The 16,220-nt window shown below is 40.1% G+C and carries 16 protein-coding genes; 1 reads left to right on the top strand and 15 read right to left on the bottom strand.

The window, feature by feature from the left end; genetic code table 11:
• The 15 genes from IGK01_RS01170 to tgt all read right to left on the bottom strand — a co-directional run bounded on the left by IGK01_RS01170 (window position 1) and on the right by tgt (window position 15,259).
• Window positions 1–804: a gluconate 5-dehydrogenase gene (locus IGK01_RS01170; protein WP_438840438.1), complete on the bottom strand. Its 804-nt coding sequence runs from the start codon at window positions 802–804 to the stop codon at window positions 1–3.
• 15 nt (window positions 805–819) lie between these two features.
• Window positions 820–1,662 (bottom strand): 5-dehydro-4-deoxy-D-glucuronate isomerase, encoded by an 843-nt coding sequence (gene kduI / locus IGK01_RS01165; RefSeq protein WP_062805847.1) that lies wholly within the window; start codon window positions 1,660–1,662, stop codon window positions 820–822.
• Between the two features lie 16 nt (window positions 1,663–1,678).
• Window positions 1,679–2,686 carry a sugar kinase gene (locus tag IGK01_RS01160; protein ID WP_010736578.1) on the bottom strand — a complete coding sequence of 336 codons (1,008 nt, stop codon included), beginning with the start codon at window positions 2,684–2,686 and terminating at the stop codon, window positions 1,679–1,681.
• 6 nt (window positions 2,687–2,692) lie between these two features.
• On the bottom strand, window positions 2,693–3,337 hold the full coding sequence (locus tag IGK01_RS01155; protein ID WP_041684164.1) for a bifunctional 4-hydroxy-2-oxoglutarate aldolase/2-dehydro-3-deoxy-phosphogluconate aldolase: 645 nt from the start codon (window positions 3,335–3,337) through the stop codon (window positions 2,693–2,695).
• 93 nt (window positions 3,338–3,430) lie between these two features.
• Window positions 3,431–4,192 (bottom strand): IclR family transcriptional regulator, encoded by a 762-nt coding sequence (locus IGK01_RS01150; RefSeq protein WP_010736580.1) that lies wholly within the window; start codon window positions 4,190–4,192, stop codon window positions 3,431–3,433.
• Window positions 4,193–4,243: 51 nt separating this feature from the next.
• Complete coding sequence (locus IGK01_RS01145) at window positions 4,244–5,155, bottom strand: AraC family transcriptional regulator (protein ID WP_062805849.1); 912 nt, start codon at window positions 5,153–5,155, stop codon at window positions 4,244–4,246.
• 58 nt (window positions 5,156–5,213) lie between these two features.
• Entirely contained in the window at window positions 5,214–6,053 is an 840-nt protein-coding gene (locus IGK01_RS01140) for a sugar phosphate isomerase/epimerase family protein (protein ID WP_062805850.1), read from the bottom strand.
• A gap of 13 nt (window positions 6,054–6,066) precedes the next feature.
• Window positions 6,067–7,362, bottom strand: coding sequence for a TRAP transporter large permease (locus IGK01_RS01135; RefSeq protein ID WP_349521336.1), 1,296 nt, complete (start codon window positions 7,360–7,362; stop codon window positions 6,067–6,069).
• 10 nt (window positions 7,363–7,372) lie between these two features.
• Complete coding sequence (locus IGK01_RS01130; RefSeq protein ID WP_010736585.1) at window positions 7,373–7,852, bottom strand: TRAP transporter small permease; 480 nt, start codon at window positions 7,850–7,852, stop codon at window positions 7,373–7,375.
• A 3-nt stretch (window positions 7,853–7,855) separates the two neighbouring features.
• Complete coding sequence (locus IGK01_RS01125) at window positions 7,856–8,875, bottom strand: TRAP transporter substrate-binding protein (protein ID WP_438840437.1); 1,020 nt, start codon at window positions 8,873–8,875, stop codon at window positions 7,856–7,858.
• Window positions 8,876–8,891: 16 nt separating this feature from the next.
• The gene (bglB, locus tag IGK01_RS01120; RefSeq protein ID WP_438770458.1) at window positions 8,892–9,998 is read right to left on the bottom strand and encodes a beta-galactosidase BglB; all 1,107 of its coding nucleotides are present in this window, start codon (window positions 9,996–9,998) and stop codon (window positions 8,892–8,894) included.
• A 199-nt stretch (window positions 9,999–10,197) separates the two neighbouring features.
• Window positions 10,198–10,452 (bottom strand): hypothetical protein, encoded by a 255-nt coding sequence (locus IGK01_RS01115; RefSeq protein ID WP_010736588.1) that lies wholly within the window; start codon window positions 10,450–10,452, stop codon window positions 10,198–10,200.
• 278 nt (window positions 10,453–10,730) lie between these two features.
• Window positions 10,731–13,328, bottom strand: coding sequence for a bifunctional acetaldehyde-CoA/alcohol dehydrogenase (gene adhE / locus IGK01_RS01110; RefSeq protein WP_019722420.1), 2,598 nt, complete (start codon window positions 13,326–13,328; stop codon window positions 10,731–10,733).
• Between the two features lie 314 nt (window positions 13,329–13,642).
• The gene (yajC, locus tag IGK01_RS01105) at window positions 13,643–14,020 is read right to left on the bottom strand and encodes a preprotein translocase subunit YajC (RefSeq protein ID WP_010736590.1); all 378 of its coding nucleotides are present in this window, start codon (window positions 14,018–14,020) and stop codon (window positions 13,643–13,645) included.
• Window positions 14,021–14,113: 93 nt separating this feature from the next.
• Entirely contained in the window at window positions 14,114–15,259 is a 1,146-nt protein-coding gene (gene tgt, locus IGK01_RS01100; protein WP_010736591.1) for a tRNA guanosine(34) transglycosylase Tgt, read from the bottom strand.
• 206 nt (window positions 15,260–15,465) lie between these two features.
• Here tgt and IGK01_RS01095 point away from each other — a divergent pair, with 206 nt between their 5' ends.
• The gene (locus IGK01_RS01095) at window positions 15,466–16,158 is read left to right on the top strand and encodes a DUF975 family protein (protein ID WP_023518956.1); all 693 of its coding nucleotides are present in this window, start codon (window positions 15,466–15,468) and stop codon (window positions 16,156–16,158) included.
• Window positions 16,159–16,220 lie beyond the last annotated feature (62 nt).

The following is a 16,220-nucleotide window of genomic DNA, read 5'->3' as shown; positions in this document are numbered from 1 at the left end:
TTATGGTTGTTTTCCGATATAAGCTAAGATACCGCCATCTACATACAAGATATGTCCGTTAACAAAATCAGACGCACTTGATGCTAAGAAGACAGATGGTCCAGCTAAGTCGATTGGATCACCCCAACGAGCGGCTGGTGTACGGCCAACGATAAATTGGTCAAATGGATGACGCTCCCCGTTTTCTTGTGTTTCTCTTAATGGCGCTGTTTGCGGCGTCGCGATATAGCCAGGTCCGATCCCATTACATTGAATGTTGTACTGACCATATTCTGAAGCAATGTTTTTCGTCAACATTTTTAATCCGCCTTTAGCAGCAGCATAGGCACTTACTGTCTCACGGCCAAGTTCACTCATCATTGAACAAATATTGATGATTTTCCCGCCACCTTTTTCAATCATATCTGGGATGACTGCTTTCGACATGATGAATGGTGCGTTCAAGTCTACGTCGATGACTTGACGGAAATCCGCCACATCCATTTCGATCATTGGTGTACGTTTGATGATGCCTGCATTGTTGACCAAAATATCGATTGGACCAACTTCTGATTTGATTTGTTTGACCATTGCTTGTACTGCTGACTCATCCGTCACATCACAAACATAGCCTTTTGCTTCAATGCCAATTTCTTTGTAGTTGGCAATCCCTTCATCTACTGATTCCTGAGTTAAATTATTGAAGATGATCGTTGCTCCAGCTTCTGCTAATGAGCGAGCAATCTCAAAACCGATTCCGTATACCGCACCGGTGATTAAAGCGACTTTATTGTCTAAGCGAAACATATCCATATTGAATGACATTTTTATCTTCCTTTCCTATTTCAATTGATCCATTGATACCATATCCATATCTGTATAGGTGATATTTTCACCACACATTGCCCAGATAAACGAATAATTGCTTGTGCCAACACCTGAGTGGATCGACCAACTTGGCGAAATCACGGCTTGTTCATTATCTACGACTAAATGTTTGGTTTCATCTGGTTTACCCATCATATGGAACACACGTGTATCTTCATTTGCATAATCAAAGTAAACATAAGCTTCCATGCGACGTTCATGTGTGTGACAAGGCATCGTGTTCCATGAACTACCCGGTTCTAAAATGGTATAACCCATCTGTAATTGACAGCTTTCACAAACGTTTGGATGGATATATTGGTAGATTTTGCGCTCATTCAATGTGACGCCTTCGCCTGTTTCCATGGGTTTCACTTGATCGATGCTGATTTTTACATTTGGATATTTGTGATGTGCTGGCACAGAACTGATGTAAAATTTTGCAGGGTTTTCTGGATCTACCGAGGAGAAAACTACATGCTCCGTTTCTTTACCGATGTAATACCCATCTTGTTTCTTCATTTCTTCTTTTTCACCGTCGATTTCAATGAATCCGGGTCCGCCGATGTTGATCACACCAAGCTCGCGACGTTCTAGGAAATAAGTAACACCTAGTTCTTTATCTAGTTTGATTTCTAATGGATGAGTTGTTGGTGTTACACCGCCGAAGATCATACGATCATTGTGCGTATAAGTAAGACTGATTTTCCCTGGAACAAATACTTTCTCTACCAAAAATTCATTTCTCAATTGTTCTGTTGAATAATGACGGATATCCTCTGGGCTATGTGTATAACGTGTTTCCATTTCTTGCATGTTGATAGACTCTCCTTTATCGAATGATTTTTCCAGAACCGCTAGTGATAAAACTAGCAACTTCTGCTTGATTGAATTGGTTGCAATCTCCATGAATCGTGTGTTTCAACGCAGAGGCTGCTGTCGCAAAATCAATAATTGCTTGTGGTTGCATCTCTTCTAAAATTCCATGAAGCAATCCCCCAGCAAACGCATCTCCTCCACCCACACGATCAACGATCGAAGTGACTTGATGAAGCGGCGATTCGAAATAGCTATCCTTCATCCACAAGGTACCTTGTAGATCATTTTCACTCGCTGAATGCACCGTACGTTTGGTTGAGTAAAACGTTTGGATGTTGGGAAATCTTTCTTGCATTTTTTCGTAATAATAAATAAGTGGATTTACTGTCGTTTCAGGTGCTTTTGCTATCCCTAACAAATAAAGCGCATCCATCTCACCCGCTGAACAAATATCAACGAGTGGTAATAATTGTTCTAACACTTTACCCGCTTCTTGTTGTGTCCACAGCTTGCCCCGATAATTGATATCAAAACTGATTTGACAACCTGCTTGTTTGGCTGCTTCCATAAGTTCTTTTGTCAGCCATCGCCAATTTTCTGATAATGCCGGTGTGATTCCTGAAACATGGAATAGATCGACTCCCTTAAAACAATCCTCTAGTGACCATTCCAAGCGATCCATCACCGCGAAACTAGAACCAGCACGATCATAAATGACTGAAGCCGCACGTTCACCGATCCCTGTTTCCATATAATATGTGCCAAGCCGAGGGCCGCCTTTCAGCAGTAGGCTAGTATCTACCCCATAGCTTCGTAAGTGTTTTTCGACTGCCAGACCCAGTGAATGTTCTGGGACTTTTGACATGAACGAAACCATATGTCCATAATTTGCTAATGAGATCGCGACATTCGCTTCCCCACCGCCATAATGCGCGCAAAAATGATCACTGTCTTGTAACCGTTGTCCCTGTTCTGTCGACAAGCGTAGCATGATTTCTCCGAGTGTCACGACTCTTCCCATCAGCGGTTACCTCGTAATTTCTTTCATTTTTGCCGCATATTGTTGTGCGACTTTTGTCACTTCCTCAAAATCTCCATGAGCTGCTGGAGCCAACAAGTTCCCACCAACACCAACAGTGATCACGCCTGCCTCAAACCATTCTTGCATGTTTTCTAAACTGACCCCACCAGTAGGCATGATATTGACATGGGGCATCGGCGCTTTGAATGCAGAGATGATACTTGGACCGAAAGCACTTCCAGGAAATAGTTTGACGATGTCTACGCCACTTTTTAGCGCTGTTTTGATTTCATCGATCGTCATACATCCTGGTAAATAAGGGATTTGGTATAAATTGCATAGTTCTGCGGTTTCCTGATCAAAACAGGGGCTGACGATATACTCAGCACCTGCTAAAATCGCTAAACGCGCAGTAATAGCATCCAACACTGTCCCTGCACCGATCACCACATCCTGTTGGTCTTTGTAGGTTTCTACTAGTTCTTTAATTACTCGATCTGCTTGTGGCACGGTGAAAGTCAACTCAATGCCAGTTAGTCCGCCTTTGATAATCGCGTGACAAGCATTCAGTGCTTCTTCATTTGTTGCTCCTCGTACGACTGCAATAACTCCCGCTTGTTTCAAACGAGATAAGATATCCATTTTTTTCATCTTCCCACCCATTTCTTATTTGGAAATTATAGTTTACAATAAAGAAATTTACATCTTCATTATACGGCAGGAATAAAAAAATGCAAACGCTTTTTAGCTTTTTTCAAAAGTTTTTTCGATTTCTTCTTTCGTTTGCAGGATCGTTTGAATGATTTGAGCCTTGCTTTCTTCACTTAATCGGTATTTCGGCATACTGACACTAAACGCTCCAACCACCTGGTTCTCATGAACTAAAGAGGTACCGATGCAAAAAATGTCTTTTTCGACTTCTTCATCATCGAAGGCGATTTTTGTTTGTTTAACTTGCTGGATCTCTTTTTTTAGTTTTAAAGAATTGGTAATTGTATATTCAGTGAAGGGGACCAGAGGACATTGTTCGATATACTGTTGATATTGCTCTTCCGTAAAATGCGCCAAGACGGCTTTCCCCATTGCTGAACTATATAAAGGTCTCGTGATACCGATTTTTGAAGACATACGGATCGTTTGATTTTTAGGGTCCAACTTATTGACATAGAGAATCTCGTTGTTGTCTAAAATACCTAGATGAATGGTTTCATCAATTGTTTGTTGTAGTTTTTCCAAAAATGGCAAAGTACGTTCAACTAGATCGATTTGATCGATATTTTTGTTTGCATATCGGACCAGTTTCCCACCTAAACGATAATTTTTTTCTTGATTTTTATTTACATAACCAATCATGGATAACGTATCTAAAATTTTTAATGCAGTAGATGACGTCATGTCGATACCTTTTGCAATTTCTTGTAATGAAGCATCTGGATGCTCTGCTAGATAATCTAAAATATGCGAAGCTTTGATTAAAACGGTCCCATAAGGTTTTTTATTTTCCATATTCCACTCTCCTATTTCTATATAGGAAATTATATCGGAAAGAACGATAATTTAAAAGGGATCTTTGTTTTCTTCTTCATAATGCGTATAATGAACAAACGCTCCTGCCAGATCTTTTTTCAAAAATTCTTTGGGAGTTACGCCAAATTCGGTTTTGAATGCGCGTAAATAGTGAGGATAAGAAGCGAAACCACATTTACTATAAACGGAACTTGAGTTGCCGTACTCTCTTAATAGTTGTTTTGAATAAAGTAGTTTTTTCTTCATCACGTATTGATGAAAGGTAAAACCAGTATGTTTTTTGAATTCGCGAGTCACGTGATATTTACTGATGAAAAATTCTTTTTCCATTTGTTTGAGTGAGAGGGGTTCACTCAAATTCTCTGCGACAAATTGGAGCATTTTTTCTAACCGTTCATTTGGTACAGTGAAATTTTCTTCCGAAATATGTTCTTCGATCTGTACCATACGGTTGAGAAAAATCAAATATTCGACTAGCGCTTGTTCATAACGAATATCTGCACCATAATCTTTTCGATCCAACGTTTGGTCGATAAAAGAAAGTTTTTCTTTTAGTACTTGTGGTTCAATATGTAATATCCGGCTTCGGCGTTCACCAATCGGCCAAAAACAGGCGGATAGATTGGACCACTTGGTGGAACGACTCTCTAAGAATGCAGGGGTGATAAACATGTAGACACGCTCGAATACATCAGTTGATTGACGAACGATCCGATGCAGATCTCTTGAATGGATCAATAAAACATTTCCTGATTGGATCGTAAACTGACGACCATCTAAATAAAAAATGGCTTCTCCTTCCAAAGTGGCATGGATCTCATAGAAATCATGATGATGATAAACCGTTTTGTTTTGGCTAACGATATCTTTTACATGATAAATCTCATACTGATCCGAAATCATCGTATTCACTTGTTTTCCATTGATCGGTTTCTTTTCCATCTCTATCCCCCTTTTCCCGATTGCTCACTATTGAACAATCGGGTATTCTATTATTTTCTTATCCTGTGGCTTGTTCCAACATGATTACACTTTGTTTTAGTGCATCATCCTTTGTTTCTTCTAAGACGATATAAAGATAGGGACGATGTTTCTGTGCGATGTTTACAATGGCTTCATAATCGATCATGCCTGTTCCTAGATCTACCGGGATGATCTCTTCTTCGTTAGAAACAATATAATCTTTCAGATGCAATCCGCAAATTTTTTCTCCAAACCGTTCAAAGGCTTCTTCGACTAATCCAACTTGTTGGTGATGATTTTCTGCAGTGATCAAATTCGTTGGATCTAAAATGATACCCAGATAATCCGAATCGATTGTTTCAATTAACTCTGCTACGCGATCAAGCGAATACAAAGGATGATTCAACCCTGGTTCGATACCGACCATCATTCGATATTTTTCGCCAGCTCGCACTAACTGGCGAATCGCTTCAACGATTTGTGAAAAGGCCTCCTCCGAAAAGTTCTTCTCTGTATAACCTGCTTCACTCACGCTCCCCGTCTCGGTTGCGACCATCGTCGCCCCGAAGCTTGCAGCACATTGGAGATATCGTTCAAATTGACGAAGCACCGTTTCACGAACAGATAGATCAGGGTGGATCATGTTGATATAACAGCTTAAAATACCGACACTTACGCCTTCTTTTGCGAGAATATTTTTCATATATTGCCCCATTCCAGCATTGATGGCTTGTCCATCTGATGGAAGTGTAGGAAATGAACGACTTAATGCCAATTGTAGCGTAGAAATTTTTTGTTGACTCACTTTTTTTGCTAAATCATCCACGGTTTGTACATGGCTCAAGTCATGCCCTCTGGCGACTAGGTTTAATTTCATCATGCTTTCTCCTTTATCCTAATAGATCCGGTAACCACATCACGATTTTGGGGAAATACGTAATCAACAATAAAACTGTTAATATGACACCGTAAAATGGTAACAGCGGCTTCAACATCGCTTCTGCTTTAACTCCACCAACACTCGCTCCTACATATAGTCCGGTACCTACTGGTGGGGTAATGGAACCGACACAAAGATTCATGATCGAAAATAAGCCATAGTGGACTGGATCGACACCAACACTTGTCGCGATCGGCAAGAAAATCGGCGTAAAAATCAAAATCGCTGGCGCGACATCCATAAACATCCCAACAAGTAACAAAATGATATTGATCAATAATAAAATAATGAAGCGATTATCAGTGACTCCAATGATCAGACTGCTGATTGCTTGAGGTATCCCAGTAAATGCCATAGCGAATGACATCATGGAAGACGTCGCTAATAAAAACATGATCGTTCCCGACATCGCCACGGATTGTACCAACATCTTTGGTATATCTTGTAGTTTCACTGTCTTGTAGAAGAACATGGAGATCAATAAAGAATACAATACCGCAATCGCAGATGCTTCGATAGCTGTGAAGAATCCTGTTAAAATACCACCAATGATGATAACGATCAAAGCTAAACTTGGGATTGCTTCTTTTAACACTTTTCCGACTTGCTTCCCTTGTCCTTTTGGTACTGTCGGATATTTATTTTTCTTCGCCACTACAAATGCAACGAGCATGATTCCTAACGACCACAAAGCTCCCACTAAATAGCCACCCATAAATAGAGCTGAGATCGAAGCGCCTCCGGCAACTAAAGAATACATGATAAATGCTGTACTTGGTGGGATCACCATCCCTGTAGGTGCCGAAGCAATATTGACTGCTGTCGCAAATTTACGATCGTACCCTTCTTCGACTTGTTGCGGAATCAGCACGCCCCCAATCGCTGTCGAAGCAGCAATCGCCGAACTGGAGATTGAGCCGAACAATGCGTTTCCTAAAACATTCGTATGGGCCAAAGACCCAGGGATCCGACCAACAAACAACATAGCAAAATCAACTAATTTTTTAGCAATCCCACCATGGTTCATAATGATTCCTGAAAAAACGAAAAATGGAATGGCAATCAATGAGAAACTATTGATACTCCCGACCATTTTTTGCGCAGAACTAAACGCTGCGACATCAAAGGGAATCGCTAATAACAACGTGAGCATCGATGAAAAAGCGATACTGATTGCAATGGGCATTCCAACAATCAATAAAAAGACAAAAACAAAAAATAAAATTGCACCTGCTTCTAAAGCCATCAAATTCCTCCTATCCCTTTTCCTGAACGACAGACTTCCTATTCATTGCTTCAATCAAATTGATCAAACTGTAGATAATGATCAAAACACCTGAGACCGGCACCGATAAATAGACATAGCCCATCGGAATCCCTAATGAAGGGGAAATTTGCCCCATCGTCAATGTCACAGCATTCCAACCACCATAAACCATGATCGTGATTGCAAAAGCCAGAAAAAGACACTGAACGACGATCTCCAATACATTCGCTTTCTTACCAGTCAGTTTCTCACTTAACAGTGTAACTGCTAAGTGCCCTTTTTGACCCACTACATAAGCGGAAGATAGCATCGCAAACCAGACTAATCCAAAACGCACTAATTCTTCTGTTACAGTATTTGGATTACCCAAAATCGTTCGCGAGAATACTTGCCACAAGACAATGATGATCATACCGATCAACAGACATGCTCCTAGAAATTCTAACAGCCGACTGATTCCTTTTTTCATCGATTACACCCCTTCTTCTTGGATCATTCGGTAAAGCGTCTGAAAATCCGGATGATTTTTGAATTCGTCATGCAACGGTGCGACTGCTTCACGAAATGGCGTATTGTCCACTTCATTGAACTGGACGCCATATTCTTCCGTTGCCACTCTTTTTTCTTCTTCGATTGCTTGAGCGAATGCTTCGATTTCAAAAATCGTTGATGCTTTCGCCGCTTCTTCGATTGCTTGTTGTTGCTCAGCAGTCAAACGTTCTTTGATCGCATCGTTCATGATGATGATATCCGGTACTCGTGTATGCTCATCATAGGAATAATACTTGGCTACACCACCATGCCCGGCTGTATACAAAACAAATTCATTGTTCTCTGATCCGTTGATCAAGTTTGACTGTAGCGAAGTATATACTTCGTCACTGCCCATCGGCACAGGTGATCCACCTAGTAGTTCCACCATTCTAATGGCCGTTTCACTTTGCATCACGCGGATTTTTTTCCCTTTTAGATCATCCGGTGTGTGGATCGGGCCATCGACCATATAAAAACTACGTTGCCCTGAATCATAATAGGTGAGACCAGAAAAACCTAAATCTGTCGTTGATTGATAAATGGGTGGCATGATCTCTTCGTTCTCCATGACATTGAAGAAATGTTGCTCATCATTGAACAAGTAAGGAACTGAAAAAATCGAATAGACTTTAGGGAAACTTTCTAACGCAGAAGCACTGACTTTCGTAAAATCAATCGCACCTGATTGAGTCAGTTCGATCAATTCACGTTCTCCCCCCAATTGACCATCAGGAAAATATTTTACTTTGACTGAGCCAGCTGTTTTTTCTTCTACTAACTCTCCGAATTTATTCATTGCATCAATGACTGGCTGACTATTACTGGCATAAGCAAAACGTAAAGTGATCGTTGCTTCTTCCTCTGCATTTGCGACAACACCAACACTTGACTGACTACTACAACCACTCAAACCGATGATTCCCAGTAAACAAAAAGCAAAAGCAAGTGTTTTTTTCATTTTTTTCTCCTTTCTATCAACAATACGACACAAGTAATTCTGTCAGACATAATACAAGTAACGATTGGCCATAAGGCATCGCTGTCTTGCCAATCGTACGGTAAAACTCTAAATCATCGCCCATCCCTGTACCTACCGAAACATTTTGAACTTCGCCAGTTTCATCTACTTGCTCAAGCAACCCTTGGATCGCACGATAGGCGGTTTCTAAATATTTCTTTGGCAAGTAGCGCTCATGCACTGCTTTTAAAATACCGTAAGCAAAACCTGCTGTCGCAGATGATTCTAAGTATGAGGTTGGATCATCGATCAAGGTATGCCATAAGCCACTTTCTGATTGCTGATCTGCTAAGGTTTGCACTTGGGCTTCTAGCGTTTCTATTAATAATTTACGGAAAGCATCTCCTTCTTTTAGTTCCAGAATCGCGATGATTTCAGGAATCGCAATCGTCAACCAACAATTTCCCCTTCCCCAAAATGCTTCCGCATAATTATGATTACCTTCAAAGGTCCACCCGTGGTACCAAAGACCTGTACGTTTATCCATCAAATATTTGATGTGGATCATAAATTGGTATCTGGCTTCCTCTAGGTATTCTGGACGATCTAGGAGCTTACCGATTTTGGCTAATGGCAAAACCGTCATCATCAAGGTGTCATCCCACAATTGATTCTTATTTTCCGGTCCATATGTAGCGTGCTGTAATCCGTCTTCCTCTGTCCGAGGCATATCATTCATGACCCATTCCGCCCATTGCTTCAAGTAAGGCAAGTAGCGTGTATCACCTGTCTCCTCATATAAATACGCCATCGTGAGGATTGGTGCCATCGTATTGACGTTCTTCGGCGGTGCGCCTTCTTGCATCCGTGCTTCAAACCATTCCTTCACCACTTCCGCCGCACGAGGATTTTTAGTCAACTGATAATTTTTATAGATACCGTATAGCCCTACACCTTGTGGCCAGTTCCAAATAGACCAACTTTTGTCATCCACCTTTAACCCATCAAAATCCAATAAAAATTCACCTAAATCATCGTTGATCGTCGTCAAATTCTCCACTAATCGGTCAATCGTTCCTTCTACAACTTCTTTCTGTACAAATAGTTCCTCTTTAATAATCAATTTCCCCTCTCCTTTTTAAACGCTTTCATTCTATGCTGTTAATATATCAGTAAACGCTTTCTCAATAAATAGCATCATTTGAACAAAAACTATCTAAAATTGACATAACGAGATTATTAATGGGTTTTCTGTAAAAAAGAGCCCTATCAAAAGAAAAACCATGACGCCTACCGCTCGTCATGGCTTCAAAATCAACCGTTTATAAAAATGTATACACCATAAAAAATGGCAAACATGCAAGTAAAGGAAACCAAAAGTAGTTCTTACGAAAACCCAACTCGCTATTTTCCTGATTCGCTCGCATGCGATCCCCTGAAACTGCTGTGCCAGAAAGTGCAATTCCGATCAAAAGTAACCCAATGCCAATGTTACGTAAGATTTCTCGTTCCAAAAGAAAGGATAGTCCAAGAGAAACGACACACGCAATCAACAAAGTAACAATATATTTCTTCAAGATCTCATCTCCTTTTTTATAGAAAAATAGTAGCATAGCATATTCATCAAAATACCTATTATTCGAGTTATCTAATACTTCTTTTTTTAGATATTAGAAAAAAAAGCTACGACATTTTTCTCTTCTAACAACATATTGAGCGATTCTACAAAAATTATTTCCGGAAATTCTTCTGGTGTATCGCTTGATAGACATTATCTTAAAAAGAAAAAACAACGAACCAAGTGAGAAGATTCTCTCATGCTTGATTCGTTGTTGGGACAACTTTTAGTTATGAATTACGCATTATATGCGTCGATAATGATTTGTTTCAACTCACTGATCAATGGTTCTTTTGGATTGGCTGTTGTACATTGATCTTCATACGCTAATTCAGCCATGCGATCAACTGTTGTGTCTAATGTTTCTTGCGTCACGCCTTGCGCTCTCAAGCTCATGTCGATACCAACAGATTTTCCTAAGTCGCTAACAGCTGTTGCCAATGCTTCTACAAGCTCTGCTGTTGTTTTCCCTTTCAAACCTAAGAACTTCGCGATATCCGCGTAGTCTGTATCCGCACGGAAGTAGTCATATTTAGGGAACATCGCATGTTTTTGTGGATCTTTCGCATTATAGCGGATGATATGCGGCAATAGGATCGCATTTGTACGTCCATGAGGGATACCGTATTCTCCACCGATTTTATGCGCAACTGAGTGACAAATTCCTAAGAAGGCATTGGCAAAGGCCATACCAGCCATTGTTGACGCATTATGCATTTTTTCGCGTGATTCCATATCTGGTGTTTTCACTGATTTTTCCAAGTAGTCAAAGACTAATTTGATTGCTTGTAAACTCAACCCACGAGTGTAATCAGAAGCCATCACAGAGACATAAGATTCGATAGCATGTGTCAATACATCCATACCTGTATCCGCTGTAACAGAAGCGGGAACTGACATCACAAATTGTGGATCAACGATTGCCACATCTGGTGTCAATGCGTAGTCAGCTAATGGATATTTCACATGTGTTTCGCTATCTGTGATTACTGCGAATGGTGTCACTTCTGAACCAGTTCCTGATGTTGTTGGGATACATACAAACTGTGTTTTTTCAGGTTTGTCGATTTTATACGTACGTTTACGGATATCTAAGAATTTTTGTTTTGCGCCAAAGAATGAAGTATCTGGGTGCTCATAGAACATCCACATGCCTTTCGCCGCATCCATTGCTGATCCGCCCCCAAGAGCGATCACTGTATCTGGTTTGAAGTCCGCCATCATTTTTGTACCAGCGTAAACTGTATTTGTTGAAGGGTTTGGTTCAACATCTGAAAAGATCTCGATTTTCACATCATTTTTACGACGTGCTAATACTTCTCTTACAGTGTCACAGTAGCCGAATTGGACCATACCTGGGTCACAAACGATCATGACACGTTCAACGTTTTCCATTTTTTCCAAGTAAAGCAAAGAATTCTTTTCAAAAAAGATTTTTGGTGGTAATTTGAACCATTGCATGTTATTTCTCCGTTTCGCTACAGTTTTGACGTTGATTAAGTTGACTGCTGATACGTTTCTTGAAACAGAATTCTTTCCGTATGAACCACAACCTAGTGTCAATGATGGAATCATTTCGTTGTAGATATTTCCGATTCCGCCTTCTGCTGATGGTGTGTTGACTAAGATACGGCAAGCTTTCATGCGTAGTCCAAATTGAACATGCAACTCTTCGTTTTCTGAATGGATGACAGCTGTATGCCCTAATCCACCAAGGTTCAACATTCCTTCACATAATTCGAAAGCATGTTCTGTACTGTTTGATTTGACCATTGCTAAAACCGGTGAAAGTTTCTCACGTGAAAGTGGATAATCAGGCCCTACGCCTTCTAATTCTGCCACTAATAATTTGGTTCCTTCTGGTACATTGATCCCTGCTAATTTTGCAATATCCATTGCTGAATGTCCCACGATTGCAGGATTTACAGCGTATTTACCTTCATTCATGACAGCATCTTCTAATTTTGAAAGCTCTGCTGGTTTGACGAAGTACACTTGGTGAGCTTGGAATTCTGCTTTTACGGCTGCATAGATTTCTTTATCTACGATGACTGCTTGCTCAGAAGCACAAATCATGCCGTTATCGAATGTTTTTGATACGATCAAGTCATTCACTGCACGTTTTACTTTTGCTGTTTTTTCGATATATGCAGGAACGTTACCCGGTCCAACACCTAAAGCTGGTTTACCAGTTGAATAAGCGGATTTTACCATGCCTGCGCCACCAGTTGCTAATACGATTGCAATTCCTGGGTGGTTCATCAACATTGAAGTCGCATCGATCGATGGATGCTCGATCCATTGGATACAGTTTTCTGGCGCACCTGCTGCGATGGCTGCATCACGAACGACTCTTGCTGCCTCAGCGGAACATTTTTGAGCGCTTGGATGGAAAGCAAAAACGATTGGGTTTCTGGTTTTCAAAGCGATCATTGATTTAAAGATTGTTGTTGAAGTTGGGTTTGTTGTTGGTGTTACGCCACAAACGACGCCGACTGGTTCAGCAATCTCAATCAATCCTTTTTGAGTGTCTTCATTGATTACTCCGACAGTTTTGTCATATTTGATACTGTTCCAAATATATTCTGAAGCATACATATTTTTGATTGCTTTATCTTCATAGATGCCACGGCCAGTTTCTTCGACAGCCATTTTTGCTAGAGGCATGTGCTGATCTAATGCAGCCATTGCCATTTCATGCACAATGTGATCTACTTTTTCTTGATCAAAACTTTCCATTTCTTTCAACGCAACATTTGCTTTTGTCGCTAAATCGTCGATCATCGCTTGTACATCAACAGTTTTTGTCTCTTCTTTTTCCATTATTTTAGCCATTATGTTCCTCCTACTGAGTCATGGTTATTTGTTAATTATTTCACATACACATCATACAACACTTTTTTTTCGATGTAAATACTTTTTTGTGATTTTTTTCACAGTTATATTTTTCTTTAGAAACAGTCCGTTCCACAAGAGAGATTATCGAGTGACCGCTCCATAATGGCAGATGTGATTTATTTAGCAAAGTCACACAAAAAAGACTGATCGCCTTCTTATCTCTATACGAGATAGGAATGACGACAGTCTTTTTGATAAAGAATGATCGAACTCCGTATACATTTAGCCCACGCGTGGCAAACAACCGGTGTCTATAATTCTTTTTCTTCTTTTTTCTCTTCAGGTGTTTCTGGAACTTCAACAGTTTCAATTACTTCTGGTTCTGTCGGTTCTTCTACTGGTGCGATTGGTGTGCTTGTCATCGCGCCTGTACCTGGTTTTACCGTTTTGATGGCTGCTCGATCGTATTCTAAAAAGATCCCTTCGCAGTCTAAAACAACTGTACGATTTGTCTCGTCGATTTCTGAGACTACGCCATGAAGTCCACCGATCGTGACTACTTCATCGCCAGCTTTCATACTATCAAGCAAGTTTTGACGTTCTTGTTGTTGTTTCTTTTGTGTACGTGACATAAAGAACCACATCCCTAATAGGGCAACGAACATCACTAACATTGGTAATGAACCCATTTTTTTCACCTCACTAACTAAATATCTACACTAAACACTTTAGCAGAAAAAGGCGCTAGAAACTAGTTTTTTAACTAAATTTCACAAATCCTGCTAGAAACTTTTTGCGTTTTCTTTATTGAACCCATACTCTTCGAAAAAGGCTGCACGAAACTCTAATAAGTTATCATCCATAATCGCTTGTCGAACTTGTTTCATCAAGTTTAATAAGAAGTATAGATTGTGATAAGACGTTAAACGGATGCCAAATGTTTCATCACATTTGATCAAGTGACGAATATATGCTCTCGTATAATTTTTACAAGTATAGCAATCACATTTTTCATCGATTGGACGGAAGTCCCGGGCATATTGCGCATTTTTTACGACTAATCGTCCTTGCGATGTCATACATGTTCCGTTACGAGCGATTCGGGTTGGTAGAACACAGTCGAACATATCGACTCCACGAATCACGCCATCAATCAATGAATCCGCAGCTCCTACCCCCATCAAATAACGTGGCTTATGATCTGGGATCAATGGCGTCGTAAATTCTAAGACACGGTTCATCTCAGCTTTTGGTTCACCGACAGATAAACCTCCGATGGAATACCCAGGGAAATCCATACTGATTAAGTCTTTCGCACTTTGTTTACGTAAATCTTCAAAACCAGCTCCTTGGATGATACCAAATAATCCTTGACGATCTGGATTCGCATGAGCTTTCAATCCACGTTCTGCCCAACGAGAAGTTCGTTCAACTGATTTTTTCACATAATCATAGCTCTCATCAAATGGAGGACATTCATCAAAACTCATCATGATATCAGAACCTAATTTATTTTGGATGTTGATGGCTTTTTCAGGAGACAAGAACATTTTTGAGCCGTTCAAGTGGTTTTTGAAATGCACACCTTCTTCAACGATGTTACGCATATCACTTAATGAGAAGACTTGAAATCCACCAGAATCAGTTAAAATCGGCTGGTCCCAATTCATAAATTTATGCAAGCCACCTGCTTCTTCGACCAAATCTTCTCCAGGACGAAGCCATAAATGATAGGTATTACTCAAAATCACGCCTGCACCCATTTCTTTTAGTTCTTCCGGCGACATAGTTTTAACGGTAGCTAGTGTACCCACAGGCATAAACATCGGCGTTGGAAAAGTTCCATGGGGAGTAATCAATTCACCAAGGCGGGCGCCTGTATGTTTTTCTTTTTTTATTAAACGATAACGAATGGCAGGTTCTGTCATTCAATTCCCTACTTTCTTTTATAGAATCGCGTTTGCAACTCCCACCATCATAATCTTTTCAACTACTTTTTGCAAGAGCTTCTCTTTTTTTATAGTTCTTTTTAACCTGCTTTTTTTGCGAACCTTTCAATAATGAAAGAGTAATCCCTGAGCTAATTCGGCCCTTCTTTGATATACTAAGGGTATCAAAAAAAGGAGTGAAGTGTATGGTATCTTCTGGGGAACTAAAAAAACAAGCAAAGGATAGCTTAAAGGGACGCTGGGGGCAAGCAATTTTGTTGAATCTGATTCCAACATTGATCACAATTGCTATTATTCTTATTTTAGCTTTGCCTACCGCTTTACTGATTGCATCGATGCAAGACAGTAGTTCAATACAAGAAATGGTGAATGGCTCAAGTAGCAGTAGTTCAGGTGGAGGGATCGTTTCTACGATCATCAGTGCATTATTCATGAGTGGGATTTCTTGGACCTATTTAGACATTATCCGTGGGAAACGAACAACGATCGAACCATTCAAAGATGCTTTCCGAGGTTTTTCAGGCGTATTCTTCGGTGGCGTTCTATTGTTAGCACTAGTGACAACAATTTTCACTACGTTATGGGCATTGCTTTTAGTCATTCCTGGGATCATCAAAGGGTATGCCTATTCTCAAAGTTATTTCATTTACTATGATGTCGTAACAGAAACAGGTGAAAAACCAAAAATCCTTGATACGATTACAGCAAGCCGTAAATTGATGGATGGCTACAAAGGAAAATTATTCTGGTTAGACTTATCGTTTATCGGATGGCACATCTTAGCAATTGCCACAGTCGGTATCGGTTATCTATGGTTGAATCCATACATCACTGCAACTAAAGCTGCTTTTTACGAACAATTACCAAAACAAGTTTAATCAGCTTTTTCACCATAATAAAAAGGATTGGAAAATCTCCAATCCTTTTTTGGTGTTTATTT

Source organism: Enterococcus sp. AZ080, assembly GCF_051714945.1.
GTDB lineage: Bacteria > Bacillota > Bacilli > Lactobacillales > Enterococcaceae > Enterococcus_B > Enterococcus_B pernyi.
Note: the sequence above shows the minus strand (reverse complement) of the source record. Positions and strands in the feature narration are given on the sequence as shown.

Bases quoted from the DNA above. Each gene is read 5' to 3' on its own strand.
- IGK01_RS01170 (WP_438840438.1), bottom strand. From the start codon at position 804: ATGTCATTCAATATGGATATGTTTCGCTTAGACAATAAAGTCGCTTTA.
- kduI (WP_062805847.1), bottom strand. From the start codon at position 1,662: ATGCAAGAAATGGAAACACGTTATACACATAGCCCAGAGGATATCCGT.
- IGK01_RS01160 (WP_010736578.1), bottom strand. From the start codon at position 2,686: ATGGGAAGAGTCGTGACACTCGGAGAAATCATGCTACGCTTGTCGACA.
- IGK01_RS01155 (WP_041684164.1), bottom strand. From the start codon at position 3,337: ATGAAAAAAATGGATATCTTATCTCGTTTGAAACAAGCGGGAGTTATT.
- IGK01_RS01150 (WP_010736580.1), bottom strand. From the start codon at position 4,192: ATGGAAAATAAAAAACCTTATGGGACCGTTTTAATCAAAGCTTCGCAT.
- IGK01_RS01145 (WP_062805849.1), bottom strand. From the start codon at position 5,155: ATGGAAAAGAAACCGATCAATGGAAAACAAGTGAATACGATGATTTCG.
- IGK01_RS01140 (WP_062805850.1), bottom strand. From the start codon at position 6,053: ATGAAATTAAACCTAGTCGCCAGAGGGCATGACTTGAGCCATGTACAA.
- IGK01_RS01135 (WP_349521336.1), bottom strand. From the start codon at position 7,362: ATGGCTTTAGAAGCAGGTGCAATTTTATTTTTTGTTTTTGTCTTTTTA.
- IGK01_RS01130 (WP_010736585.1), bottom strand. From the start codon at position 7,852: ATGAAAAAAGGAATCAGTCGGCTGTTAGAATTTCTAGGAGCATGTCTG.
- IGK01_RS01125 (WP_438840437.1), bottom strand. From the start codon at position 8,875: ATGAAAAAAACACTTGCTTTTGCTTTTTGTTTACTGGGAATCATCGGT.
- adhE (WP_019722420.1), bottom strand. From the start codon at position 13,328: ATGGCTAAAATAATGGAAAAAGAAGAGACAAAAACTGTTGATGTACAA.
- yajC (WP_010736590.1), bottom strand. From the start codon at position 14,020: ATGGGTTCATTACCAATGTTAGTGATGTTCGTTGCCCTATTAGGGATG.
- tgt (WP_010736591.1), bottom strand. From the start codon at position 15,259: ATGACAGAACCTGCCATTCGTTATCGTTTAATAAAAAAAGAAAAACAT.
- IGK01_RS01095 (WP_023518956.1), top strand. From the start codon at position 15,466: ATGGTATCTTCTGGGGAACTAAAAAAACAAGCAAAGGATAGCTTAAAG.